General features: G+C 65.0%; 23 protein-coding genes and 1 pseudogene. 6 read left to right on the top strand and 18 right to left on the bottom strand.

Going from position 1 to position 24,250, the window contains the following annotated elements; genetic code table 11:
- Positions 1-91 precede the first annotated feature (91 nt).
- Positions 92-2,020, top strand: coding sequence for a VWA domain-containing protein (locus AB0J29_RS09990; RefSeq protein WP_364782234.1), 1,929 nt, complete (start codon positions 92-94; stop codon positions 2,018-2,020).
- A 28-nt stretch (positions 2,021-2,048) separates the two neighbouring features.
- Here the strand turns inward: AB0J29_RS09990 and AB0J29_RS09985 are convergent, their stop codons facing one another.
- Positions 2,049-2,903, bottom strand: coding sequence for an LLM class F420-dependent oxidoreductase (locus AB0J29_RS09985; RefSeq protein ID WP_364782231.1), 855 nt, complete (start codon positions 2,901-2,903; stop codon positions 2,049-2,051).
- Between the two features lie 181 nt (positions 2,904-3,084).
- Here AB0J29_RS09985 and AB0J29_RS09980 point away from each other — a divergent pair, with 181 nt between their 5' ends.
- Positions 3,085-4,629: a threonine/serine exporter family protein gene (locus AB0J29_RS09980; RefSeq protein ID WP_364782228.1), complete on the top strand. Its 1,545-nt coding sequence runs from the start codon at positions 3,085-3,087 to the stop codon at positions 4,627-4,629.
- Positions 4,630-4,701: 72 nt separating this feature from the next.
- A complete protein-coding gene (locus tag AB0J29_RS09975; protein WP_364782225.1) occupies positions 4,702-5,364 on the top strand; it encodes a biliverdin-producing heme oxygenase in 663 nt (220 codons plus the stop codon).
- On the opposite strand, the pseudogene AB0J29_RS09970 reads toward AB0J29_RS09975, so the two are convergent.
- The 5 genes and pseudogenes from AB0J29_RS09970 to AB0J29_RS09950 all read right to left on the bottom strand — a co-directional run.
- Positions 5,365-5,712, bottom strand: a pseudogene (locus AB0J29_RS09970) (sugar transferase); the annotation flags it as partial.
- Positions 5,711-6,874, bottom strand: a complete 1,164-nt coding sequence (locus tag AB0J29_RS09965) for a hypothetical protein (protein WP_364782222.1) — start codon at positions 6,872-6,874, stop codon at positions 5,711-5,713. The pseudogene AB0J29_RS09970 and the gene AB0J29_RS09965, both read right to left, overlap by 2 nt.
- Positions 6,871-7,107 carry a hypothetical protein gene (locus AB0J29_RS09960; protein WP_364782219.1) on the bottom strand — a complete coding sequence of 79 codons (237 nt, stop codon included), beginning with the start codon at positions 7,105-7,107 and terminating at the stop codon, positions 6,871-6,873. Before AB0J29_RS09960 ends, AB0J29_RS09965 begins: the two co-directional genes overlap by 4 nt.
- 223 nt (positions 7,108-7,330) lie before the next feature.
- The gene (locus AB0J29_RS09955; protein WP_364782216.1) at positions 7,331-7,861 is read right to left on the bottom strand and encodes a sigma-70 family RNA polymerase sigma factor; all 531 of its coding nucleotides are present in this window, start codon (positions 7,859-7,861) and stop codon (positions 7,331-7,333) included.
- 330 nt (positions 7,862-8,191) lie between these two features.
- A complete protein-coding gene (locus AB0J29_RS09950; RefSeq protein WP_364782213.1) occupies positions 8,192-8,911 on the bottom strand; it encodes a GAF and ANTAR domain-containing protein in 720 nt (239 codons plus the stop codon).
- Positions 8,912-9,233: 322 nt separating this feature from the next.
- On the opposite strand from AB0J29_RS09950, the gene AB0J29_RS09945 reads away from it, so the two are divergent.
- Positions 9,234-9,995, top strand: a complete 762-nt coding sequence (locus tag AB0J29_RS09945) for a GAF and ANTAR domain-containing protein (RefSeq protein WP_364782210.1) — start codon at positions 9,234-9,236, stop codon at positions 9,993-9,995.
- A gap of 1 nt (position 9,996) precedes the next feature.
- On the opposite strand, the gene AB0J29_RS09940 is transcribed toward AB0J29_RS09945, so the two are convergent.
- The 6 genes from AB0J29_RS09940 to AB0J29_RS09915 form a co-directional block, all read right to left on the bottom strand.
- Positions 9,997-10,704, bottom strand: coding sequence for a GAF and ANTAR domain-containing protein (locus AB0J29_RS09940; protein ID WP_364782207.1), 708 nt, complete (start codon positions 10,702-10,704; stop codon positions 9,997-9,999).
- A 194-nt stretch (positions 10,705-10,898) separates the two neighbouring features.
- Positions 10,899-11,111 carry a cold shock domain-containing protein gene (locus tag AB0J29_RS09935; protein WP_364782204.1) on the bottom strand — a complete coding sequence of 71 codons (213 nt, stop codon included), beginning with the start codon at positions 11,109-11,111 and terminating at the stop codon, positions 10,899-10,901.
- Between the two features lie 36 nt (positions 11,112-11,147).
- On the bottom strand, positions 11,148-13,175 hold the full coding sequence (locus AB0J29_RS09930; protein ID WP_364782201.1) for an SDR family oxidoreductase: 2,028 nt from the start codon (positions 13,173-13,175) through the stop codon (positions 11,148-11,150).
- A gap of 325 nt (positions 13,176-13,500) precedes the next feature.
- Complete coding sequence (locus AB0J29_RS09925) at positions 13,501-15,198, bottom strand: 5'-nucleotidase C-terminal domain-containing protein (RefSeq protein ID WP_364782198.1); 1,698 nt, start codon at positions 15,196-15,198, stop codon at positions 13,501-13,503.
- A gap of 99 nt (positions 15,199-15,297) precedes the next feature.
- Positions 15,298-15,957, bottom strand: a complete 660-nt coding sequence (locus AB0J29_RS09920) for a cutinase family protein (protein WP_364782195.1) — start codon at positions 15,955-15,957, stop codon at positions 15,298-15,300.
- A 183-nt stretch (positions 15,958-16,140) separates the two neighbouring features.
- The gene (locus AB0J29_RS09915) at positions 16,141-17,175 is read right to left on the bottom strand and encodes a zinc-binding alcohol dehydrogenase family protein (RefSeq protein WP_364782358.1); all 1,035 of its coding nucleotides are present in this window, start codon (positions 17,173-17,175) and stop codon (positions 16,141-16,143) included.
- Positions 17,176-17,360: 185 nt separating this feature from the next.
- Here AB0J29_RS09915 and AB0J29_RS09910 point away from each other — a divergent pair, with 185 nt between their 5' ends.
- Together AB0J29_RS09910 and AB0J29_RS09905 are read left to right on the top strand one after the other, a co-directional pair.
- Entirely contained in the window at positions 17,361-18,002 is a 642-nt protein-coding gene (locus AB0J29_RS09910; protein ID WP_364782192.1) for a TetR/AcrR family transcriptional regulator, read from the top strand.
- A gap of 2 nt (positions 18,003-18,004) precedes the next feature.
- Entirely contained in the window at positions 18,005-19,690 is a 1,686-nt protein-coding gene (locus AB0J29_RS09905; protein WP_364782189.1) for an FAD-binding dehydrogenase, read from the top strand.
- A gap of 3 nt (positions 19,691-19,693) precedes the next feature.
- Here the strand turns inward: AB0J29_RS09905 and AB0J29_RS09900 are convergent, their stop codons facing one another.
- The 6 genes from AB0J29_RS09900 to AB0J29_RS09875 form a co-directional block, all read right to left on the bottom strand.
- Positions 19,694-20,689 (bottom strand): expansin EXLX1 family cellulose-binding protein, encoded by a 996-nt coding sequence (locus AB0J29_RS09900; protein ID WP_364782186.1) that lies wholly within the window; start codon positions 20,687-20,689, stop codon positions 19,694-19,696.
- A gap of 103 nt (positions 20,690-20,792) precedes the next feature.
- A complete protein-coding gene (locus AB0J29_RS09895) occupies positions 20,793-20,921 on the bottom strand; it encodes a hypothetical protein (RefSeq protein WP_364782183.1) in 129 nt (42 codons plus the stop codon).
- 87 nt (positions 20,922-21,008) lie between these two features.
- Positions 21,009-21,377, bottom strand: a complete 369-nt coding sequence (locus tag AB0J29_RS09890; RefSeq protein ID WP_364782355.1) for a hypothetical protein — start codon at positions 21,375-21,377, stop codon at positions 21,009-21,011.
- Positions 21,378-21,379: 2 nt separating this feature from the next.
- Complete coding sequence (locus AB0J29_RS09885; RefSeq protein WP_364782180.1) at positions 21,380-22,012, bottom strand: helix-turn-helix transcriptional regulator; 633 nt, start codon at positions 22,010-22,012, stop codon at positions 21,380-21,382.
- Positions 22,013-22,224: 212 nt separating this feature from the next.
- On the bottom strand, positions 22,225-22,785 hold the full coding sequence (locus tag AB0J29_RS09880) for a GNAT family N-acetyltransferase (protein ID WP_364782177.1): 561 nt from the start codon (positions 22,783-22,785) through the stop codon (positions 22,225-22,227).
- A gap of 37 nt (positions 22,786-22,822) precedes the next feature.
- The gene (locus AB0J29_RS09875; protein ID WP_364782174.1) at positions 22,823-24,181 is read right to left on the bottom strand and encodes an amidase family protein; all 1,359 of its coding nucleotides are present in this window, start codon (positions 24,179-24,181) and stop codon (positions 22,823-22,825) included.
- Between the last annotated feature and the right edge of the window lie 69 nt (positions 24,182-24,250).

Below are 24,250 nucleotides of genomic sequence, written 5' to 3'. Positions count from 1 at the left end.
TAATGCCAGTGTGCGTTTCACGAATGGGTAGACGGGATAGCTATGGGTAACATCTAATTCGTTATCAAGGCAAAATAAGTAGACGAGGCCTATGTCGAGAATTACCCAGCGCTTTATCCGACTGACCGCGGCCACTACGGCAGGGTTACTCGGACTTGCCGTGGCGGCGCTGCCCGCGCAGGCACAGCAGCGTCCGGACAACCCGCAGTACGCGCCGACCATGCTCATCCTGGACGCATCCGGCTCCATGCAGCGCCCCGATCCGGCGGGCACCATGATGGATGCCGCCAAGAATGCCGTGCGAAACTTCGTCGGCACCGCACCAGCGGAATCCGAAGTGGGACTGACCGTTTATGGTACGAGCACCGGAAATGCCGAGGCGGAGAAGACATCCGGCTGCCGTGACGTCCGGGTCCTGCACAAACCCGAAACTCTCGACCGCAGCGCATTGACCAGCGCCGTCGACGGAATCAAGGCCAGTGGCTGGACGCCGATGGGCACCGCACTGCGCCAGGCCGCCGAGACGCTGCCCACATCGGGCCCGCGCTCGATCGTCCTCGTCTCCGACGGCGACGACACCTGCTCCCCACCTGAACCCTGTGAAGTCGCACGCGAATTGAAAAAGCAGGGCCTCGATCTCATCGTGCACACCATCGGATTCGCCGTCGACGCCAAGGCCCGCGCCCAGCTGACCTGCATGGCGCAGGCCACCGGCGGTACCTACAGCGATGCCGCCGACGGTCCGACACTCGAACGGACGCTGCCGCGCATATCGTCGGCCGCCCTGCGCAATTACCACGCCGTCGGCATACCTATCACGGGCGCCCCGACCTACGGTGCGGCGCCGGTCGCCACCCCGGGTCAGTATCTGGACACCATCGGGCAGCGCGAAAAGCGGTATTGGGCAGTCGATATCCCGGCGGGTGCGACCGCGTATTTCAGTGGCACCCTTTCCTTTCCACGCCTACGTGATATCTCCCCGACCGATGATCTGAACTCGCTGGAAATGCGGGTCTACGGCGCGGACGGTGCGGACTGCCATCTCTTCAAATTCCAGGCATCCACCAGTTCCAGTGACGGTGTCGCGCTCACCGTGGCCAATGCCTTCGACGGTGCGACCAAGGAAAGCAAGGGCAGCTTCGACAATTGCAAGGGCGGCGGCCGCTACTATTTCCAACTGACCTGGGAGAAGGTATCCGCCGGTGTGCCGGAACGACTTCCGATCGAACTGATCGTCGGTATCGAACCTGCGGTGACCGACGCCGGTCCAGTCGCGGTCGCACCGCCGACGACCTTCGTCGAACCAAGCGGCGCGGATACACCCGTATCCGGGGGCTCATCGTTCACCGTGGCCGCAACACTGCCGGGCAGCGGTCGCTACACCGATACGCTCCAGCCGGGTGAATTCGTGTTCTATCGCGTCAGATTGGACTGGGGTCAGGGCCTGGCGTATCGAGTTCGGTTCGGGGCCAACGGCGGTCGCGGACTCGACAACCTGTCCAATATCCGAACCACCCTCTACAGCCCGATCCGCGAAGAGATCGATTCGGACTTCGCGTCTTATACCGGCACCGAGGGGCTACTGCCGACGAACAAGGCGATAGCTACCGTGCCGATTCGGTACAACAATCGCAAGGCCGAACAGAAGGCCGAACAGTTGGAGTCACGGCGCGAAGCGGTGGCCGGTTGGTACTACATCGCCGTCAAACTCGGCTCGACCTTCGGAAAGGGTGAAAACCGCCCGGTGCCGGTGCAAGTGGAGCTCACCGTCACCGATACCGAGGAGAGCGGTCCGAAGTACGCGAGCACAATCGGCGACGGTGTTTTCGGTGAGAATTCGACCGGCGTGAAAACGCCGACGAGCCGCGCGCCCGGCGCGGCTCCGGCAATGGCGGAATCGCGGGCGTCCGAGTCGAATTCGTCGACCGGATTGATCGTGATCACCGTGATCGGCGTCGGGGTTATCGGCGTCGCCGGTGTGCTGATCGGATGGCTCGTCGCACGCAGACGACGCGGTTAGCGGAAGGCCCGCTGACACCGGCGGGGTGTCAGCGGGCCCCTTCGATGCCGAGCTTCCCGGCGAGGCGGGTCAGGTATGCGCGCACATCATCGGCATCGCGATCCGGCAGACCGAAAACCGCTTCGGTGACACCCAGTTCGGCCCATTGCGCGAGCTGCGCCGCATCGTGACGTCCAGCCAGCGCGATGATGTCCGGGCTGCCCTGATGCTCGTGTTCGCGCCAAATCCGGTGCAGCAGTTCGATCTTCGCCCCGAGGCCGTCCTCGGTGGGGGTGGTGAGCCAGCCGTCCGCATTCTTGGCCAGCCAGGTGAACGACTGCTCGGTCCCGGCCGCACCGAGAATCACCGGAATCCGTTTCTGCACCGGCTTGGGCCAGGACCAGCTCGGCCCGAAATTCACGAATTGCCCTGCGAAGCTGGCCTCTTCCTCCGACCACAACGCACGCATGGCATCCAGATGTTCACGCAAAACCGTCCTGCGCTTATTCGCGGGCACCCCGTGATGCGCCATTTCGTCGGTATTCCAACCGAAACCGACGCCGAGGCTTACCCGGCCGCCGGACAGATGATCCAGCGAGGCGAGGGTTTTGGCCAGGGTGATCGGATGGTGTTCGGCGGGTAGGGCGACCGCGGTGGACAGGGTGATCCGGCTGGTGACCGACGCCGCGGTGGCCAGCGCGACCCAGGGGTCGAGCGTGCGCAGATACCGGTCGTCGGGCAGGCTCGCATCCCCGGTGCGCGGATGCGCGGCCGCCCGAACCACGGGGATATGGGTGTGTTCGGGCACGTAGAAGGCGTCGAATCCGGCTTGTTCGGCGGCCGCGGCCGCATCGGCGGGCGTAATGCCCCGGTCACTGGTGAACAACACAATTCCGTACCGCATCGTGCGCGCTCCCATTCGCTTACTACTGCTTGCGGGTCGCTCGAAGAACCAGCAAATTAGAACAAGTTCTATCACCTTTGGTGGCTTCGACCAAGTGTCCGGACAGTGGTCCAGCCCCCGATCTGGTCTCGTCGACCACCACGGATGCGAACCAAGGCCTCAGGTGACTACGGTCTCGCACATGGGTCCGGATACATTCCCTGGAGGAGACGACACCGTCCCGAGCGATCAGGCGGCCAAGCGGCCACGATTGCGCTTCCTCCGCGCACCTCGCATTCCAGTCGTCAAACAGGCGGTCGATCTATTGGTCGCCGACCGTCCGGCCACCGCCGACACCATCGTCGCCGCGCCGACACCGCTGCAGCCCATCGACCTCACCGACGATGCCCGCGTCGCGGAGGTACTCGAGCTCGCCGTGCGAGTGGGCGAGGTCGTACTCGCCTCCGGTACGGGTGTCAACGACACGACGACCCAGGTGCGCTTCATCGCCGCCACTTACGGCCTGTCCCGATGCCAAATCGATGTCACCTACGACGCGATCAGGATCTGGGCCGACCGCGGCCCCATGCTGCCGCCCGCCAGCACCATGCGGGTGGTCAAGTACCGCTCCCTGGACTTCACCCGCCTCGCCGCGGTCGACCGGCTGACCCGCCGCATCCGCAATGAAGTCGTTTCCCCCGCGGACGCCCGCGCCCGCCTGGACGCGATCACCTCCGCGCCGCATCCGTACTACCGCTGGGTCGCCACCCTCGGTTGGTCGCTGCTCGCCGCATCGATCGCGGCGCTGCTCGGCGGCGGCTGGCTGGTTGCCGCGGTCAGCTTCGGCACCACCCTGGCCATCGACCGCGTAAACCGGATCCTGAATCGCTACGGGCTGCCGTTCTTCTTCCAGCACGTGGCCGGCGGCGCGATCGCCGCGACCCCGGCGCTGCTACTGGCCACCCTCGCGGCAACCCTACCTATCGATGTCGACCCGACACTGATCATCGCGGCCGGAATCACCGTGCTGCTCAGTGGGTTGCAGTTGGTCGGCGCGGTACAGGACGCGATAACCGGCGCGCCGATCACCGCGACTGCCCGGATGTTCGAGGTCATGATGATGACCGGTGGCATTATCGCGGGCATCGCATTGGCATTGCGGGTCGGCGATATCCTCGGCGCCACAATCCCGCCGGTCTATCTCACCTCGAGCCGCGATATCACCGATCTGCCGATCAAGATCGCGGCCGGTGCGGTAGCGGCGCTGGCATTCGCACTCGCCTGCTACGCCGAACGCCGCGCGCTCGCCGCGGCCGCATTCGGCGGTGCCGCGGGCACGATCTGTTTTCTGCTCGTGCAACATCTGGGCTTCGGTCCGGTGATCTCCTCCGCGGTCGCCGCGACGCTGGTCGGTCTGGCCGGTGGCCTGATGGCGCGCCGGGCATTGACTCCCCCGCTGGTCGTCGCGGTCGCGGGCATCACCCCGCTGCTGCCGGGGCTCAAGGTGTATCGCGGACTCTCTGCCCTGCTCAACGACGAGCTGTTGATCGGAGCCAATCAGGTCCTCGCGGCGGTCGGCGTCGGCTGTGCGCTGGCGGCGGGCGTCACCCTCGGCGAGTGGTTCGACCGCACTGTGCGCAGGCCACGCATCCTGAGCCGATTCGGTTCGATCCGCCGGCCGGTCATCGTGCGCCGACGCCGGCCGCCGCGCCTGTCGATGCGTCGCGAATTCGGTCGTCGATCATGATGCCTTACGGATCGGTTAGGATGCCCAAAGCTGTTGCACCAGCCCCGTCGGCAAGAGTGAGGTGGTCCAGAAATGTCGGATACAGTCCCGTTTTCCACGGCTATCCGCACCGCCACCGCACAGCAACACGAAGATGCGGAGAACTCCTCGTTCATCAGTGACATGCTCGGCGGCGAACTCGGCATCGACTCCTACCACCGCTACACCGCCCAACTCTGGTTCATCTACCGGGCCTTGGAAGACCACTGGAACGCATTGGCCGACGATCCGATCGCGGGTCCGTTCATCCGTCCCGAACTGGCCAGGACCACGGAACTGGAACGCGACCTCGCGCACCTCATCGGCACCGACTGGCGTGCTGCCCTCCAAGCGCTGCCCGCCACGGCCGCCTACGCCGCCCGCATCGATGAATGTGCCCGCGAATGGCCCGCCGGATATATCGCGCACCACTACACCCGCTATCTCGGCGACCTCTCGGGCGGCCAGGTCATCCGGGGCACCGCCGAGAAGTTGTGGAATCTCCCGCATCGCGGCGACGGTGTGCGCTTCTACGTCTTCGACGCGCTCGGCAATCCGGCGGCCTTCAAACGCGAATACCGCGGACTGCTCGACCAATTGCCGCTCGACGATCTCGAGCGGCGCCGGGTGCTCGACGAGGGACAGCGGGCCTTCGCGCTGAATACCGCCGTGTTCGCCGAACTCGCCGCCGAATTCCCGGCGCGCCGTCCCTGCTGATCAGCGCGGTTCAATACGCACCCTCCCGCGCGCGACCGCGCCGATCGTCTGGGTGATCAACAGCAGATCCAGGATCATCGACCAGTTCTCGACATAGGACAGGTCGAGACGCACCGCATCCTCGAGCGAGCGACCCGAACGCCCGCTCACCCACCACAGACCGGAGACGCCCACCTTCACCAGCAGCCTGCGCCGCATATCGCCGTGGTAGCTGTCGACCTCGCGCCGCACCTGCGGACGCGGGCCGACCACGCTCATCTCACCGCGCACATTGATGAACTGAGGTAGCTCGTTGAGGCTGTACTTGCGAATGATCTTGCCGATCAGGGTGATTCGCGGATCGTCCTCAGCGGAACTCGGCGCCTATTTCGGCGAATAACACCGGGGCATCGGCACCGAAGGTTACCGCGGCGGTATGCAGCGCCGCTACCGCCGCAGTCAACGCGTCCGGATCCGTCGCGTGCTCGACGGCACTCAATGCGAAGTGCGGGCGATGCACATCCATATCGAAGGGATTCGCGTGCGAACTTCTCGGCTTGCCGATCGTTGCGACGAGTTGCCGCGAACGGTCCTCGGCAGGTCCGAACTCCTCCTCGCCCAAGCACTCGAAGGCGGTCTCCATGTCATCGAACGGCGCGGGTAGCGGTCGTCCTTCGCACAATTCCACCAATGCCGTTGCTACCCACGGCCTTTCGGCGATACCAGCCAACTCACAGGCCTTGACCGCGCATCGGCGAGCCAGCCGCCGCAAGGTCGGCTCATCCATGGTGGCGATCGCCTCGGCGAGCGGTCGGTCGAAGCGGGCCAGTTCCGCGGCCGAAAGGTGTTCGCGCAGTTCCGGTATTGGATCGCCACCCCATTCCAGGCGCTCGGCCGCCGCCAACTCCGCCTCGAGTTCACTGGCCAGGATGCGGCGGGAACCGGTGGAGTCCATCACGACAACCCACTGCTCCGCCGCAGATTCCTCCGCCTCGGTCCGCTCGGGTATCGGCACATTTTCCGGGATGCCGTATCCCGGCATATCCCACTGCTGGTGCGGCAGGAGTTCACCACCGTCGTCGGGCCACAACCGAATCCGCCAGATATCACCGGGCGTCGTTGTCCCGGGCCATCCGTAGTTCACGAATCCGCGACCGCCGACCTCGATCAGATAATCGCCGGGCGGCACCGGACACGCGTCCACCCACGAACCCAACGGCGACGAAATACTCAGCGCCCCCTCGGAATCCACCCGGAGCCGTCCCTCACAGACCTGCTGCCAATCGTCACGATCGTTCGGCGGCCTGTCATCCCACACCTGCACCGTGATCGACATCTCGAAGTTGTTCTGATGCGGGCTCAGCACGAGCAGTACGGTGCCGTCGCCCGCGCATGGCCGCCGTGCCCATGCCTGATCGAGCAGGTCGAGTTCGATATCCGGATCGCCGAGACCGCCGTCTATGCAGAACTGGCCGTAGTCCATCATCAGCTCGACCATGTGCTCGGCAATTCGGTTCGCCCCGTTAGTCATTCGGCCATGCTGGCATACGGCAACCGATCCGCGAGTCGGTTATCCGGCCAACCGCTCCGCCGCGATGGCGAGATCCTGGTCGCCGCGACCGGAAAGACCGAGCACCACGATCGAGTCCGTGGCAGTTCACCGTGCTCGTCCAGTTCGAGAACATAGCCGACGGCATGGGCGGATTCGAGGGCGGGAATGATGCCCTCGGTACGGGTGAGGTCGTGTAGACCACGCAAGGCCACGTCGTTGGTGGCGGTGCGGTAGCTGACACGACCAGTGTCCTCGAGTCCCAGGAAATTCGCACGCTGGAACTGTTGGCCGCGGTGTACTCGGCCATTCCTTCATCACCCCGGCCGCGCATACCGAAACCGATATCGCCCAGACCATTAGGCGTGCCGCGAGGCGTTGAGTGTGTACCGCAAGGCATTTGAGCAGGGCAGGTCGGCACGGGCAGTCGGCCGAGCCCTAGTTGGGCGATTCCGATAGGTCGGTCCTCAGATGTTCCAGGCCCGCCCGGATCCGGGATTTGACCGTTGGGAGACCGACGCCGAGACGCGCCGCCACCTCGGGATAGCTGAGTCCGGAGTAGTACGCGAGCGCGATGGATTCGTGCTGGAGTGCGGTCAGCTGGGTGAGGCTGCGACGCAAGGCATCCCTTTCGTCGTGACGCATTGCCTCCTCGGCCACGACATCGGTCGGGGGCTGATAATCGCGACTGCCCCAGGAGTGATTGTGGTCCATGGTGGCGCGCTCGTGCCGGACCCGGTCCACGGCCTGGCGATGCGCCAGCATGCGCAACCAGGTGAGCACGGAACCGCGGCGCTCTTCGAACCCGACAGCACAGCGCAACACCTCGAGGTAGACGTCGTGACAGGTCTCTTCGGCGTACCCGCGGTCACGGACGATCGCCAGCACGCGCCGGTAGACCAGACCGCGGGTGCGGCGGTAGAACTGCGCGAAAGCCTCTTGATCGCCGTCGCCGATGCGATGTACCAATTCGGCATCGACACCACCGGATTCGATATCAATCGGATCACGAACGGGACGAGCTACAGACCGCGCAGGGGTTGGAATTCGTTCGGACCGATGTGAAATGCGTTCGGACCGAGATGAAACGAGCAGGATCACGAGTGCCCCCAGACAAACCGGTGATGCAACCAGCAAGGTCGATTCGACGAATGAAGCTGCGCCAAAGTAGACCGTCGAAGGCATGGACGGAACTGTCGGAGACCGGGATACGGCCGGGGACTGGGGCCGATGATCCAACTTCACATTACCTCGCAACGTGCGCTTGTCCATGCGCTTTCTGGCAGGCAATGGGTTTGCTCAGACACGCAGGCCGAGTTCGACGATCCCTTTCGCCACCGCGTGTACGGCGACCCTATTCTTGCGTGCATGCGTCCGGATCAACTCGAATGCGATCTCCGGCGTGGTCCGCCTGGCATTGGCGATCACACCCTTCGCCTGTTCGATGACGATCCGCGAATCCAGCGCACGCTGCAACTGCGCGGTCAAACGCTGCTGACGACGCAGCACGTGGGAACTGAGGATGTGGCCGGTCGCCATGCTCGCCAGCAGTCCGCCCACCGAAAGATCCTGATCGGTCCAGACGCGCGGGCTCGGACCGTACAGGCCGAGCGCGCCGACTGTGGTCTCGCCGGCCCGCATCGGGATCTCGGCCACCGATGACAAGCCATGCCGGACGGCTTCGACGGCGAACTCCGGCCAACGCTCGCGGTGTCGACCGATATCGTCGATCGCGACAGGTTTGCTGGATCGGAACGCGTCCACGCTCGGACCGCGTTCACTGCGATGCTGACAGAGTTCCATGGCCACCAGCTCGTCCGGAGCGGCGGCCGCCATGCGGGATTGCTCATCGGGCGTGAGCGTCTCGTCCGACATCAGCATGACAGTGCAACCGACCAGGTCCAGCGCGACTATCGCGCTATTCATCAGCTGGCGAACCATCTCTGCTGTGTCACCGATCGCAGGAAGCAGTTCGGCTAGCCGCATTGCCGCGGCGACCAGCACCTCGTTGTCAGACACGCGAATCACCCCGCATGCGCGAAAGTCGGTCGTCCCCTCTAGTCCCGCACTTGCTGACATTTCAATGATATGGCCGGGCGAAGTCACACACCACAATTTCGACAAGACCATGCTTCACTCGAATTGTCCAGCTCCCCATCGAATTCCATGACCGGCCTGCCGAAGTGGTCGACATGACTACTATCCGAATGTCACCATGGACGACAGGTTCCACCTCGACCGTGCACGATGATGTACCCCATGAGGCTCGTTTTCGCCGAATTCTCTCCGTTGAACGTGCCGCATTGCGGCGAGTAACAATCACCGCGACCGGGAGACTGCATTGGCGCTCGCATTCGACAATCGGCAGCATGACCGATCCTCCGAGCAGCTGCCGGATTCGATCCCGTTATTGCGATCACTTGTCCGCACGGTCGACTCGCTGGCGGGCGATTTCGACGTCGTCGAACAGTGTCAGCAGCTGCTCGAGACCTGTACCGAAATCACCGGCGCGACCGATGCCGGATTGTTGCTGGCCGACCAACGCGGTGAGCTACAGGTACTCGCCTCAACCAACGAGTCGCTGCGGCTGCTCGAGTTGTTACAGCGCGACGGGCCGAGCCGGGATGCCTATCGGAACAAGACCGCGGCATCGGTCCCCGATCTGTGTGCCGCCACGGACCTGTGGCCGGGGTTCGCACCCGCGGCGGCGGCCGCGGGCTATCGCTGTGCCTATGCCGTGCCATTGCGGCTGCATCGCGACAGCATCGGCGCGCTCACGATTCTCGCCGCCTCGGCCACCGCGCTCGGGCAGCAGGATCTGCGCATCGCGCAGATCCTCGCCGATATCGCGGCCGTCGGCATAGCGCATCATGTGCTGCTCGCGCAGGACGCGACAATCCAGGCGCAGTTGCCGACCGCGCTGAACGCGCGCGTCACCATCGAGCAGGCCAAGGGTGTGCTCGCCGAGCGTGGCGACCTGGATATGGATCAGGCATTCCAGCTCATGCGCGAACATGCCCGCGCCACCGGACGGCGGCTCACCGATATCGCCGGTGAGATCGTCGAGGGGCGCATCGATCCGGGAGCCGAAGCGGCGGACTGAGTCAGGTATCGAAGCGGATCCGGTTGGCCACGACCAGCGCCGCGACCTCGGCCAGCGACAGCCCGTGTGCGAAGGCATAGGCGCGCATACGCGCATACGCGTCCGGCGCGCGAATGTCCAATTGCGCGAGCACGATTCCGGCCGCCTGATGGATCGTGCGACTGGTCAGCGGCTGATCCCACCATTGCGCGGCGGAGTGCACGGATTTCGCCGATCCGGCCACCAATTGCGCGATGACCAGATCGGCGATATGCAGCCCCGCCGAGATCACAGGGGGTTCCGGCTTGCCCGGCTCAGCCCGGTACAGATCGAGCACGCCGAAACGCACCACCCCTAGCTGTAACGGCACCGCGACCATCGATCCCGCCACCTCGACCCGGTTCAATTCATCGGCGAAACCCGGCCACCGCATATCGGTTTCGGCCAGATCGGCCACCAGCACCGGCACACCGGCGGCGACGGCGTCCACGGCCGGCCCCTGTCCCGCGGTGGCCTGCACCGCCTCCACCCACGCCGCCACCGAATCAGTTGCGGCCCACGGCTGCAGCCCGGCATCGCGCTCGCGGATCAAGATCGCGGCACGCTGCACCGGCAGCACCCGCACACAGGCGCCGCACAAGGCGGTCATCCCACCATCTCCGGCCGACAGCTTCGCCAGAAACTGGAGGGCCGACAAAAATTCATCGGTCAACTGATCGAACTGACCCACACCATTCCTACGACTCTCACGACCGCTATCTCTGCCACGAGTTCAACGGTCCCCCTGTCCCAGGATTCGTCACGACACAGCCACTGGACCGCAACTATGCCGCAGGAAATACAGGCGGTCGGCACGGCCAGAATGCGAAACACCCCTCATCCACACCAAGGCCGAACATCCCACGACCGAGGCCGCTCACGCCGTCAAAACTTCCTTACCCATGTCGCCCGGTACCGGAAACCGTCCTGCTGCGCCTGCTCGTATCCGAACTCGACGCGGTCCCCCTCGGTCAATATCCGGAAACCATCGCCGTCGATGGAGCTGAAGTGGACCCAGGCGTCGCATCCCGGCGGCAGATCGGGTGAGGCGATCGCGCCCCACCCCTGCTCCACCTCGAAGAACTTGACGGTACCCATGCTGCAATCCTCGGCCATCAGCCCATCATGGCGCGCTCACCACTGCAGGCCGGGGATTACGCGGGTGACCCGCGCAGCTGGGCTGGGCAATGCCATCAGCGGCAGTACCACAGGTGCGAGATAGGACAGCGCGTTACGACCGGAGTCCTGATCCGTCTCGTCGGCGGCGGCCGGCGCCACCGTCTGCTTCCCCTGTGCCGCATGCGATTCACCGAACCAGCGAAATCCCTGGTGCATGATCGTCCGCTTGACCGACGGCATCAGCAGTTCGACCGCCTGGGCGAAGGTGCCGACCGGGGTGTCGATGCGGTGCGGGCGGTCCTCGACAGCGCGCACCACGATGGCGGCGGCACGGTCCGGATCCGGCACCGGCAGCGAGCGGTAGAGATCGGTCGGCGCGATCATCGGCGTACGCACCAATGGCATGCGCACCGAGGTGAAAGTGATTCCCGCGTCCCGATTTTCGACGGCGGCAATCTCGCTGAAGTTGTCCAGTGCGGATTTGCTCGCAACATACGCGGCGAAGCGCGGCACCTTGGTCTGCACGGCGATCGAGGAGATATTCACGATATGTCCGAAACGCCGCGCCCGCATCGACGGCAGCAGCGCGAGAATGAGTCGCACCGCACCGAAGTAATTGACCGCCATGGTCCGCTCGAAATCGTGCATGCGGTCGGTGGAATTCACCACCGACCGACGGATCGACCGCCCCGCATTGTTCACCAGATAATCGACATGACCGTGATCGGCGAGTACCGCGGCGACCACATCGTCCACGCCGTCGGAATCGGTGATATCGCACGGATAGGCATGCGCGACACCACCTTCGGCCCGCACCGAATCGGCCGCGGCGTGCAGGTCGTCGATACCACGCGCCACCATCAGCACGGTCGCACCGCGCCGCGCGAGGGCGTGGGCGGTGGCCAAGCCGATGCCCGAGGACGCTCCGGTAATCAGGACGACGCGTCCGTCCAGCGGATCCCCACTGTCGCCGGGCCGATCCCGGTTCGGGTCCAGGTGCTCAGCCCAGTATCGCCACAGCCGATCGGCGTAGCTGTCGAACGAGGGCACCGCCACACCGCTGCCGCGCAACTGCGCCCGCGTGGAATCGGAGACGAATTCCGCCGCGAACGAGGTGTGCGGTGCGACCTCGGCCGGAATTCCCAACTGCTCCAACAGGAAATCGCGCACCGTCGCGACGCCCGGGATATGCGCGAGACCGTTGAGCGCGAGTCCGCTGCCGGGCACCGTGCCGATTCCGGTCGGCGCGCCCGCCGCGGCCGCGAGCGCACCGTAGATCTCGCCGAACGGCTGCGGTTGCGGGTTGACCAGGTGGAATGTACGTCCGTCCAGCCCCTTGCGGCACACCAACTCGACCATCGCACCCGCCACATAGTCGACCGGCACGATATTGGTCGCGCCCAGATCCGGCAGCAGCATCGGCAGGTCGGCCGGTAGTGCGCCGAGGCGCGAGATGGCCGGGAAGAAGTAGTACGGACCGTCGATCTTGTCCATCTCACCGGTGCGCGAATCACCGACCACGATCGCTGGCCGGTACACCCGCCAGCGCACCCCCTCGGATTCGCGGACCAGCCGCTCCGCGGCGAATTTGGTCCGGTGATACGGCGAGGTCAGCCGCTGACCGAGGTCGAAATCCTCCTCGAAGAATTTGCCCTTGTGGTCGCCGGCGACGGCCACCGAGGAGACGTGGTGCAGCACCGCGCCCAATTCGCGGGCCAGTTCCAGCACCGCGCGCGTGCCCGCGACATTGACCGCATGCGCGGCCTCCTCATCGGCGGTCATGTCGTAGACCGCACCGAGGTGGATCACATGGCCGGCCTTGGGCGCGTCCTCGATCAAACCGAGACCTTCGGCGGTCAGATCGCCGAGCATCGGAAGGGCGCGTTCACCACCGGTCCAGCCCGCGGTGAGTTCATTGAATTTCGCCACCGACGCGGTGCGAACCAGTACATGCACAATGGCTTCGGAATCGGCCGCCAAAAGTTCCTGAACGACCCGCCGGCCCAAGAATCCGGTGCCGCCCGTCACAATGAAAGTCGTCATCGCATTTCCTCCTGCTGTCGCACTCGAATTGAGTTGTCTCACAAGCGCGCCCGGCATGCGGCAGTGAATGCGGACATCATTGATTCGGCTACAGCCAACAGGTTGCTGAGCCAACGCAGGGACACCATCGCCCTACTGATGGGTAACTTTAACCGGCACAGCTAGCCCCGGACAAGTGAGTTGCGGCCCTTGGCTATGTGTGAATGGTCACCAAGGAGCGCCGTTAACATTTTGTGTTACAACAGTTTTCAAATAATCCCCGAACGCGAATCCTGAATCAGGACACCGCGTTTGCCCACACGGCCGAAGGCCGCGGCGATGGCACTCAGCGCTTCTCGGCACGGGCGGGCGGGGAAACCAGCGGCGGGCGACCCTGCAGATAGGCCTCGAAGGCGTCCAGATCTATGGGTCCGACGGTTCTGTCGGTGCTCTCGGCGAAGACCGTGAAACCATCGCCGCCCGAGGCCAGGAAGCTGTTCGTGGTAATGCGGTACGTGGCGACCGGGTTGAGGGATTGGCCGCCGATACGCACGCTGTCGGCGACGATCTTGCTGCCCTTCGAACCCGACTCGACATAGGTGTAGGTGAGACCGGCGGGTGAGAGCACAGTCGCCTTACCGTTCGTCCATTGCTGTTCGAGCAGACGGAGGATCTGACTGCCGGTCATGGTGACCGTAACGATTTGATTACCGAACGGCTGGACGCTGTAGATATCGCCGTAGCTGATCTGACCGGACTTCAGATCGGTGCGTACGCCGCCCGGATTCATGAAAGCCGCGACCGCCGCCGCAGGTGCCGCCGCGGTGACCGAGAGCATCGAATCGGCGATGACATCACCGAGCGGGGATTCGCCGGAGCCCGCCGGTTCGTGTGGCAACGACGCCGCGGCGATGCCGACCGGGCGATCCGCGCGCGGCTTGGCCTGCTCGGCATAGAAGTCGATGAGGGAGGTGGTGGCCGCGTCCGGCGTGACATCCCGGGTCACCACCCGGTTGACCGCCGATGCCTGCACCCCGTCGGCGCCGAAGCGCAAGGTCACATCGGTGATCAGCCGACCATAGGAGGCGGCCTGGGTGACCACCTTGCCGTCGATGGTGCAGACATACGGTTGGTGCGAATGTCCGGTGAACAGCACCCGCACCGCGGGATCGACACCGGTTGCCAATGCGGTAACCTCGCCGGAGATATTCGCGCAGCCGTTGTAGTCGACCGCCGCATTCTGGGCCGTTTTCTGCACGCCGCCGTCGTGCAGCAGCGCCACCACCGTCTGCGCACCAGCCGATTTCACCTCGGGGACATAGCGATTGATGGCCGCGACCTCATCACTGAAGCTGTAGCCCCGAATACCCTCCGGGAAAACGATACTCGCCGTCTCGGGCGTCACCGTCCCGATGACACCGATCTTGTGTCCGCCGACCTCGAGCATCGTCCACGGCCGCAGCGTGGGCGGCAGCTTACCGTCCGCATCGGTGACATTGGCGGCCAGGAACGGGAACTTCGCTCCGGCGAACGGCGCACCGGGCGAGCAGCCGGCGGGTGCGCACCCGCCTTGTTGCAGCCGCGCCAATTCGATGATGCCGTCATCGAATTCGTGATTACCCACCGAGGAGGCGGCCAGTCCGATGGAATTCAGGAAGGTAATGGTCGGCTCGTCGTGGAAGAGTCCGGACACCAGCGGGCTCGCGCCGATGTTGTCGCCCGCCGACACCACCGCACTGGCCGGATACGCCTTCTTCAGCCGAGCCAGATGGGTGGCGAGATAGGCCGCACCGCCCGCGTCGTATCCGGCGATCTTGCCGGTCGAACCCGCTGGCGGCTGCAGGTTGCCGTGTAAATCGTTGAGGCCGAACAGATGTACTTCATCCGACTGCGCGCCGCGCAGATCGTCGGTCGAGATGAGTGGGATCACTCCCGGTGCCGTCGAGGTGGTGTGGCTGCTGTCCGATGCGGTACCACACCCCGCCACCAGAGCAATACTCACGAGGCCCGCGACGATCATGCCGATGCGACGGTGCGCTGTCATACCTCCGACTGTCCCACGTCTGGGTGCCATCGGCATGAATCGCACGCGAACACACCGACGGCGGGGTCGGTGCTCGACCCCGCCGCGCGGATTTCCCGGTTATACCCGGCTCGCTGCGAAATCCGCGGCCGGCCACAACGCCCAGGCGTAGTTCGTGTGCTGGCTCGGGTCGACGCCGCCACCGCAGATCGGATCACCACCGGTGCAGTAATCGGCGGTCTTCCAGGCGTAGTTGCCGGGTACGCCCCAACCGATCCGCCGGAGCGGATCTCCGAACAACAGGACCGCGGACACCTTCCATTCGAGATCGCCTGGGAGCATATGGGTTCCGGGCAGTGCGGTCACGATGCCGGTGCCGACCACATCGTGCACGACGGCCGCGCCCTGCGAGTAGCCGACCAGGATGAACTGCTGATCCGGGCACATGTGCGACTGCCGAATGACATGGTCGGTCATGTCCTGGGTGCCGCGGCTGAGCGAGGTCGGGTCGAGCAGGTCCGCGGGATAGCCCACCCGGTAAGCACTGCTACTCACCGGAAGTGCTCGCAGCAGTGTGCCATACAGCGGATCGCCGACGACGGAGCCGAGCCAACCGGGTTCCCGGGTGCCTCTGGCGACGACCACTTCGACCGCGGCACAGTCCGCCCGTGCCTGCGCGCCGATACCGGCCGTCACACCCGCCGCGGCAACGAGCAGTAGCACAGCGAATACCCGTGCCAGCCGCCGCTTCTCGAATACTCTTACCTTCCGGATTTCCATCGTGATCACCTCTCACGCCGTTGTGAGAAGCCGAGTGACGCTTGTCAGCGACAAGTGTCACGCGGCTATATCCGCGAAGGTAAGAACGGCAGTGAGTTGCGTCAAGCAACTCAGCTGAAGCGAGACCGGTTCAACGCTGAATCGTGTCCTGGAATCCGGTCCAGCGCATGATGATTCGGGCGGTTATGGGATGAGAACCGCTGCGCCGGTGAAACGTCCGTGTGCAAGATCCGCGAGGGCTCGATCTGCTGTACCGAGGGAGTACCCCGTTGTGGTCACATGTATACGATGTTCGCCCGCCAACGTGAGGAATTCGCGCGCGTCGGCGCGGGTATTGGCAGTCACCGAGCGAATCTCGCGCTCCTGGAACAGATGCCGCTGATAGTTCAGGACGGGGATATCGCTGAGATGGATGCCCGCGATGGCGAGGATGCCGCCGCGGTCGAGGGCTTCCAGCGCGGGCAGCACCAACTCGCCGACCGGCGCGAACAAGATCGCCGAATCCAATTGGACCGGAGGCCGATCCGCCGCACCCTGCACCGAGGCGGCGCCGAGGTCTGCGGCCAACTCGCGCGCGGCCGAATCCCTGGTCATCACATGCACCTCGGCACCGCGCGCCATGGCAACCTGTGCGGCGATATGCGCACTGCCGCCGAAGCCGTAGATCCCGAGTCGTCCGCCCCTGGGCAGATCCGCGCGCTGCAGTGCGCGATAGCCGATGATCCCGGCACACAGCAGCGGCGCAGTCTCCATATCGCTATATCCGGCGGGCAACCGATGCGCGTAAGCCGCTGGGACAGTGGCATATTCGGCGTACCCGCCGTCCGCGTCCCAGCCCGTGTACTCCGAATTCGGGCAGAGATTCTCCGCGCCGCGCACACAGTATCGGCAGCTGCCGCAGGTGTGGCGCAACCAGGCAATGCCGACGCGATCACCGACCGCGAATTCGGGCGCCGGAGAGCCGAGTGTCTCAGCGGATCCCGACGCAACCGTCGGCCGCTGCGCCACCACCTCCCCCACTACCTCGTGCCCCGGCACCACACCGGGCCGATGCACCGGCAGATCCCGCTCGGCCACATGCAGGTCGGTGCGACAGACCCCGCAGGCAAGCACCCGCACCAGCAATTCACCGGCCGCGGGTTCGGGCACCGCTTCGCGTACGAAGTCGAGTGGACCGCCATCGATCGGTCCCGGCCGTCGCACCCGCCAGCCGGTCATGCCCGTGGTCGCCGCACTCGCATTCATCCCGGTCACTCCTCACCGACAGGGGAACGGTCTCTTCGGATTATCCACGCTGACCATGCCGGCCCACCCGTTCCGCCGAAGGTAAGTCGGCCTTCTGATACATTTCTGTATCGAATACACTGCCGTATTGAACGGATCGGATGCCGAGGAGGTGCGCGTTGGCATCGACCACCGATGCGGATACCCCGGTGCGCCGGGTGACCCGCCGTCGCACCGAGACCCGTAAACGGCTGCTCACCGCCGCGTATCAGGTTTTCGCCGAGGAGGGCTTCGGCCGTGCCTCGGTGGAGCGCGTCTGTGAACGGGCGGGCTTCACCCGTGGCGCCTTCTACTCCAACTTCACCTCGCTCGACGAGTTGTTCCTGGCTATGTGGGAGCAGCGGTCGACCGCCATGATCGCCGGTGTCCGCACGACTCTCGACGGCTTCTCGGTCGAGAGCGTCGCCGATGTTCGCGCCGCGGTCGAGCGGTTGGACCGCGCCGTGCCGATCGATGAGGACTGGTTCCGCATTACCGCCGAGTTCACCTCGCATGCCCTGCGGACTCCCGGCCTGCGGCAGGTGATGGCCGAGCGTGAGGAGGCGATCGTCGCGGCGCTGATGCCGACGATCGTCGCCGCACTGACCCGCGTCGGGCGGACGGTACCGGATCCCGTCGCACTCGGTCAGGCCTTGGTCGCGGTGCACGACGGCACCGCCGTTCAGATGCTGATGGAACCGCGCAGCCGCACAGTGCGCACGCGACGCACCGACCTTTTCTGCCATCTCGTGCTGGCCTACAGCACCGAAACCGAAGGGTGACCATGACCGACGCGAGTGCCGAATTCACGCAAGAGGCAGATGTCATCGTCGTCGGCGCGGGCCTGGCCGGGCTCGTGGCGACCCATGAACTGGTCAAGGCGGGCCGCAAGGTGCATGTGCTGGACCAGGAGAATCGCAATAATCTCGGCGGCCAGGCCTTCTGGTCGCTCGGCGGACTGTTCTTCGTGGACAGTCCGGAGCAGCGCCGCCTCGGCATCAAGGACTCCTACGAACTGGCACTGCAGGATTGGTTCGGTTCCGCGGGTTTCGATCGTGAGGATCAGGACTACTGGGCCCGCCAGTGGGCGCGCGCCTATGTGCGCTTCGCGGCCACCGAGAAGCGGGATTATCTGCACGAGTTGGGTTTACGGGTCACGCCGCTGGTCGGCTGGGCAGAGCGCGGTGGCGCCTTCGCCGATGGCCACGGCAATTCGGTGCCGCGCTTCCATCTCACCTGGGGTACCGGGCCCGAGGTGGTGCGGGTGTTCCAGGAACCGGTGCTCGGGGGTGAGCGACGTGGGCTGGTCGGCTTCAGTTTCCGGCACCGGGTCGACGAGTTGATCGTCGAGGACGGCGCGGTCGTCGGCGTGCGCGGCAGCGTGCTCGAGCCGACCGATCTGGCACGCGGTCGGGCGTCATCGCGCAATGTAATGGGCGACTTCGAATTCCGTGCCAGGGCCGTGATCGTGACCTCCGGCGGCATCGGTCACAATCACGAGCTGATCCGCCACAACTGGCCCACCGAACGGCTCGGTCCGGCACCGGAGACCATGATCTCCGGTGTGCCCGCACATGTGGACGGACGGATGCTCGCCATCTCCGAGGCCGCGGGCGGCGCCACCGTCAATCGTGATCGCATGTGGCACTACACCGAGGGCATTGTCAACTGGGATCCGATCTGGCCCGATCACGCCATTCGGATCATCCCCGGCCCGTCCTCGCTGTGGTTCGATGCCAATGGAAAGCGTTTGCCCGCACCGTGTTTCCCGGGCTTCGATACCAATTCGACGATGAAGGAGATCCTGGCCACCGGCTACGACTACTCCTGGTTCGTGCTCACCCAGTCGATCATCGAGAAGGAGTTCGCGCTCTCGGGCTCGGAGCAGAATCCGGATATCACCGGTAAGGATCTCAAGCTCACCCTCAAGAGCCGGGTGGCCAAGGGTGCGCCCGGTCCGGTCGAGGCGTTCAAACAGCACGGGGTCGACTTCGTGGTCGCGAATACCTTGCGCGAGTTGGTCGATGGCATGAACAAGATCGCCCGCGGCCCGCAGCTGGACTACGACGAGTTGGAGCGACAGATCCTCGCCCGCGACCGCGATATCGCCAACAAGTACTCCAAGGACGCGCAGCTGATGGCCATCACCAACGCGCGTCAGTACTTCGGCGATAAGGCGGGCCGCGTCGCCAAACCGCATCGCATCCTCGATCCGGCGCACGGACCGCTGATCGCGGTACGGCTCAATATCTTGACCCGCAAGACCCTCGGCGGGCTACAGACCAATCTGGATTCGCAGGTAATGCGGCCGGATGGCACACCTCTGCCCGGACTGTATGCCGCGGGCGAGGTCGCCGGATTCGGCGGCGGCGGTGTGCACGGCTACAACGCGCTGGAGGGCACCTTCCTCGGTGGCTGCATCTTCTCCGGCCGCGCCGCCGGACGGGCTCTCGCCACGAAACTCGGCTGACCGCTAGGATTTACAAACCATCGCGGCGACGCTCGACGGTGACTGCGGTGTCTTGGCCGTGCTGTCCGGCGTCGACGCAGGCAGCGGTTCCGGAGCGGGCTCGGTGTAGAGCTGCAAGCCGGTGTATCGCTTGCCCTGCTCCAGGGCGATCCCGGTGATCTCCACCTGATGCCCGTGGACATCGGTCACCTGCGCCGAGAACGGTCCCGGTCCGGCGCCGCTGATCGTCCAGTAGTTGTCCATACCGCGGTCGAGCTCATGCCACGGACCGCCCGCCGCGGCCCGTAATGCGATCCGCTGGATGGGATTTCCCGATCCGGTCACCAGCATGGCCAGCCAGGAGGCCGAGGAGTCCGGCTCGAGTTCGTAACTCAGCTCGGGCGGAGGAAGCGGATCGCGGACCACGGAAAACCGGATCTGCGCGACGCCGTCGGACCGATCCGCGATCTGTTCGAAGGCCGCGGTGCTCAAATTCAGTTGCCCCGGAGCACATCCCGGGCAGCGGTCGGCGACGAGGACCCGGACATCGCCGCGCGGACCGTGCACATCGAGGTAGGCACCGCACAAATCCGCGTGACCGTATTCCCGAGTCGAGACGCCCACATAGAAACCGTTGGTCGGCAGCCCGGCGAACGAACACGCGGCACCGGGACCGAACGAGTAGTACCGCGCCTCGCCCGGCTTGGTGGGTGGCGATGCGTCCACCGGATGCCGGTTGGCACCACCGGTACTACTGTTGACCACCATCATTCGCGATGTGCCGGTCCCGGTATCCGGGGCCGAATGTGTCGCCGCGCAGGACGACTGGCGCTCGGGTCTGGCGATCCAGATCGCGACCACCGCCGCGATCAGCAGAACGCCAACGGACCACCACAGCCACCCCGCACGGAAGCGCTGCTGTTGAATCGGTATTCGGTGCACCGCTGTCCCCGACTTCCGGCTCACCCAACTCGCGGACTCTCCATCCTGACCCCACCAGGAAAGCAGGCCGACCCGCATCGCAGGACTCGAACGAAAAATCTTCGCAGTGAAACACGCACATGTCGGCAATCTTGCGGCAAATAGCCAGCATTCGACGACGTCTATCGGAAAAGATCCGTTACTACGAGGTGGCCCTTGCCGGTTCGGCGTCCACACCCGAGAGTTGATAATCCACCCGGTCGCGCTTGGCGCGCAGGTAACGGATGTTATGTTCGGTCGGCGTCGCGTGCGGCGGCAGCCGCCGCATCACCGTGCCCGCCTACTGTTCCAGGCCCGCCTGTTCGGCCGGGTTGTTGCTGAGCAGCCGGACCGACCGGATACCGAGATCGGCGAATACCTAGGCACCTGCCGCATACCCACGGGCATCGACCGGCAACCCCGGCGCGAGATTCGCTTCTACGGTATCGGCGCCATAATCCTGTAATTCATACGCACGCAACTTGTTCAACAATCCGATGCCCCGGCCCTCATGTCCGCACAGGTAGACCACCACGCCACCGCCCTCATCGGCGACCGCGCGCAACCCGGCATCGAGTTGGTCGCCGCAGTCGCAGCGCAGCAAGCCGAGCGCGTCACCGGTGCGACATTCCGAATGCAGCCGCGCCAATACCGATTCGCGCACCGGGGCACCGAAAACCAGTGCGAGGGTTTCGGTTCCGGAGAGCTCGTCGCGGTAGCCGCGCCAGTAGTCCCACTCAGTGCGCAGGCTCAGGAAGCGCGGCGGCCTGCGCCCTTCGCGGACTTCTTCGGCGCGGTCTTTGCCGCGAGTTTGTCCACGTCGGCAAGCAGTTCCTTCGCGAAATCGCGCTCGGCCTCGTAATGCCGGATGCACCAGCGCAGTACCGCACCTGGATAGGCCCGATCCGGATTCTCGTCGGCGCCCTCGGCATCGACCTCGGCCAGTGCGCGCATCCGCTCCGCATATCCGATGTGCTCGGTCAGGATTTCGCGCAAGCGATCCGGTTCCGCGAGATGCCCCAGCCAGGCCCGCAACATGACGCTGTGCTTGAGCACCGGCGCCTCCACCGGTGCGTGGTTCACCCACTGCGCCGCGGCTGCACGACCGCGCTCGGTGATGGCGTACATGCGCTTGCCACGCACGCCGTCATCCTGCAGCACCGTGCGCGAGGTGGCATAACCGTGTTTCTCGAGGCGTTTGAGCTCAGCATAGATCTGACTGAACGACGGGCTCCAATAGAAGAATTGCAGGCTCCAGTCGGCCCACTTCTTCAGGTCGTAGCCGGAAAGTTCATCGGCGTGCGAGAGCATGCCGAGCACGGCCCAACTCGTCGTCGGCAGTTCGGGCACCCCGGCAGCCGGCGGAGACTTCGCTTCGGTCACCATCGAACTATACCGCTTAGGCATATTCCGGGGGTTACCACACGAATCCGTAGCGAACTCGCCCCACTCGATGTGCAGTTCCGCCGTTATTGCACCCGGTGAGGCAGATCGTCGAGTTGTTGTCCCAACGGAAGTCGGCCGTCGGCCTATGCAGGCTGTTCCACTTCGGCGAGGTAAGGCCGGGCGAGCGACGGAGTTCGTGCCATGGATCCTCAGGATTTGAATGTGTGCAGTCGGGTGGTGGCGAGAGTCTGCTGCGCGCCATGTTCTTCGAATGTGCTGACTGTCTGGAACCCCAGGCGGGTGGCGAGTTTCAGTGAACGATGGTTTGCCGTTTGGGTGATGACCAGGACCGGTTGGTCGGGGAGTTCGTTGGCGGCAGTGCGCAGTGCCGCGGTGGCGGCTTCGAATGCCAGACCTGCGCCCCAGGCGTTGCGTCGCAGCAGATAGGTCAGTTCCAGTTCTTCGCCGTCCTCGGTGAGGTGTCCGGGCTGGTCGGCAGATCGGCGGTTGAGCATCAACGTTCCGATGAGCAGGTTGGTCTCCTTGTCCGCGATGACGTAGACGCCTGGGCTGGCTGTCACGTTGGTGGTGCCAACGGCGTCGAGATACTGCTCGACAGCGGCGGGTGGCCGTGGTCCGCCGAGATATGCCCGCACCTGGGGGTCGGTCTGTAACTCGATGAATCCCGCGCGGTCGTCGTCGTGTGCTTTGCGCAGCCGAAGGCGATCCGAAGTGATCTCGGGGGTGGAGAGCGTGGGTAGTTGGCTCATGAGGCCATTCTGGCGAAGTCTTGGATGGCCATTCAGGTCAGCGATGTGATGGGCGTGTGGATTCGCCGCGCGGTGGTGCTCCATCCGCAATGACACGCTGTGTCCAGTCCGCATGCGCGAGCAGTGCGCTGTCGTGTCCGGGTGGCCGCGACAGCAGCAGACCGGTTCCGGGCAGGTAGCCCGAAGCCGTTGTGGAGAGGGTAATTCCACAGGTGCCCAGGTAGCTGAGCACCATCGTGGTGCGCAGGGTGGTGGCGTTGGCGCTGTCGTAGCGGGCTGGGTCGGACCGGAGATCGGCCAGGCGCGGCGGCGCATGTCGGACGGTGGGGCACAGCAGGGTGGCGTCGCCGAGTTCGGCGGCGAACTCGGCGCGCAGATCGGACATCGCCGCGTAGACGGGGGCAATGGAATCGGCTGTGTACGTGTTGCTTTCAAGTCTGCGCCGGGTGGCCTGTTCGATCGGCATCGTCGAGTCGAGGCGGTGGCTGTGCAGTCGGAATGCCTCTGCGCCGACGATGGTGCCGCTGCGGTCCATCAGCTTTTGGGCGGTCGCCAGCGAAGACAACGGACGGACGCTGATATCGGCTCCGGCGGAACGGAATTCGGCTATGGCGGAGGCCAGGTCGGCGGCGATCTCAGGTGTGATGTCCTCTGTCCACTCACCGGCCGGGACGACGAATCGCGGTGGCAGCGAACGGCTATCGGCCCGCGTGGGGGCGAGCACGCGGTCCAGCGCGATGATGTCGTCCACGGTCCTCGCGAAGACGCCGACGCTGTCGAGTGTCACCGACAGCGGCGCGAAGTCGTGCGGGCCGTAACGACCTGGGCTGGCACGGTATCCGACGATCCCGCAGTAGGCGGCGGGTACGCGCACGGAGCCCGAGGTGTCGGTGCCGACCGCCAGCGGGACGATGCCGCGCGCCACGGCTACCGCCGATCCGGACGAGGAGCCGCCGGGAACCAATTCGGGGTCGACTGGATTGGCGGGTGTTCCGAAACAGAGGTTTATCCCGAGTCCCGAAAAGGCGAACTCGCTGAGATTGGTCTTGCCGACGGTGACCAGTCCGCTGTCGTGGGCGCGCCGGACGAGATGGCTGTCCACGGCGGCGGATACGTCGTGGAGGTGGCTGGCCGAGCCGCACGTCGTGACGGTGCCCTGGATATCGAACACGTCCTTCCACGCAATGGGGACGCCGTCGAGTCGGCTGCGTGGGGCTCGCCGCAGGCGGCGGCGATCACTTGCCTCGGCTTGATAGCCGGCGCGCTCGCTGGTGAGGGTGATCATCACCGCGGCCGAATCCGGCTGCTGCGCATGGTCGACGGCATCCGCGACCAGCTGCGCCGATGTCACTTCGCCGTGGGCGAGAGCCTCGGCCATGGCACTGGCGGTGGTCATGGAGGGTACATCCGATCGTCGGGTACGGAATGATTCGATAGCACACTACCGAGACATATTCTCGCTTGG

The organism is Nocardia sp. NPDC049707, from assembly GCF_040674855.1.
Taxonomy (GTDB): Bacteria; Actinomycetota; Actinomycetes; order Mycobacteriales; family Mycobacteriaceae; genus Nocardia.
Note: the sequence above shows the minus strand (reverse complement) of the source record. Positions and strands in the feature narration are given on the sequence as shown.

What these genes read in the sequence shown, in the direction of transcription:
- AB0J29_RS09990 (WP_364782234.1), top strand. Translation starts at nt 92, where the DNA reads ATGTCGAGAATTACCCAGCGCTTTATCCGACTGACCGCGGCCACTACG.
- AB0J29_RS09985 (WP_364782231.1), bottom strand. Translation starts at nt 2,903, where the DNA reads ATGCGGTACGGAATTGTGTTGTTCACCAGTGACCGGGGCATTACGCCC.
- AB0J29_RS09980 (WP_364782228.1), top strand. Translation starts at nt 3,085, where the DNA reads ATGGGTCCGGATACATTCCCTGGAGGAGACGACACCGTCCCGAGCGAT.
- AB0J29_RS09975 (WP_364782225.1), top strand. Translation starts at nt 4,702, where the DNA reads ATGTCGGATACAGTCCCGTTTTCCACGGCTATCCGCACCGCCACCGCA.
- AB0J29_RS09965 (WP_364782222.1), bottom strand. Translation starts at nt 6,874, where the DNA reads ATGACTAACGGGGCGAACCGAATTGCCGAGCACATGGTCGAGCTGATG.
- AB0J29_RS09935 (WP_364782204.1), bottom strand. Translation starts at nt 11,111, where the DNA reads ATGGGTACCGTCAAGTTCTTCGAGGTGGAGCAGGGGTGGGGCGCGATC.
- AB0J29_RS09930 (WP_364782201.1), bottom strand. Translation starts at nt 13,175, where the DNA reads ATGACGACTTTCATTGTGACGGGCGGCACCGGATTCTTGGGCCGGCGG.
- AB0J29_RS09925 (WP_364782198.1), bottom strand. Translation starts at nt 15,198, where the DNA reads ATGACAGCGCACCGTCGCATCGGCATGATCGTCGCGGGCCTCGTGAGT.
- AB0J29_RS09920 (WP_364782195.1), bottom strand. Translation starts at nt 15,957, where the DNA reads ATGGAAATCCGGAAGGTAAGAGTATTCGAGAAGCGGCGGCTGGCACGG.
- AB0J29_RS09915 (WP_364782358.1), bottom strand. Translation starts at nt 17,175, where the DNA reads ATGACCGGCTGGCGGGTGCGACGGCCGGGACCGATCGATGGCGGTCCA.
- AB0J29_RS09905 (WP_364782189.1), top strand. Translation starts at nt 18,005, where the DNA reads ATGACCGACGCGAGTGCCGAATTCACGCAAGAGGCAGATGTCATCGTC.
- AB0J29_RS09900 (WP_364782186.1), bottom strand. Translation starts at nt 20,689, where the DNA reads ATGCGGGTCGGCCTGCTTTCCTGGTGGGGTCAGGATGGAGAGTCCGCG.
- AB0J29_RS09880 (WP_364782177.1), bottom strand. Translation starts at nt 22,785, where the DNA reads ATGAGCCAACTACCCACGCTCTCCACCCCCGAGATCACTTCGGATCGC.
- AB0J29_RS09875 (WP_364782174.1), bottom strand. Translation starts at nt 24,181, where the DNA reads ATGACCACCGCCAGTGCCATGGCCGAGGCTCTCGCCCACGGCGAAGTG.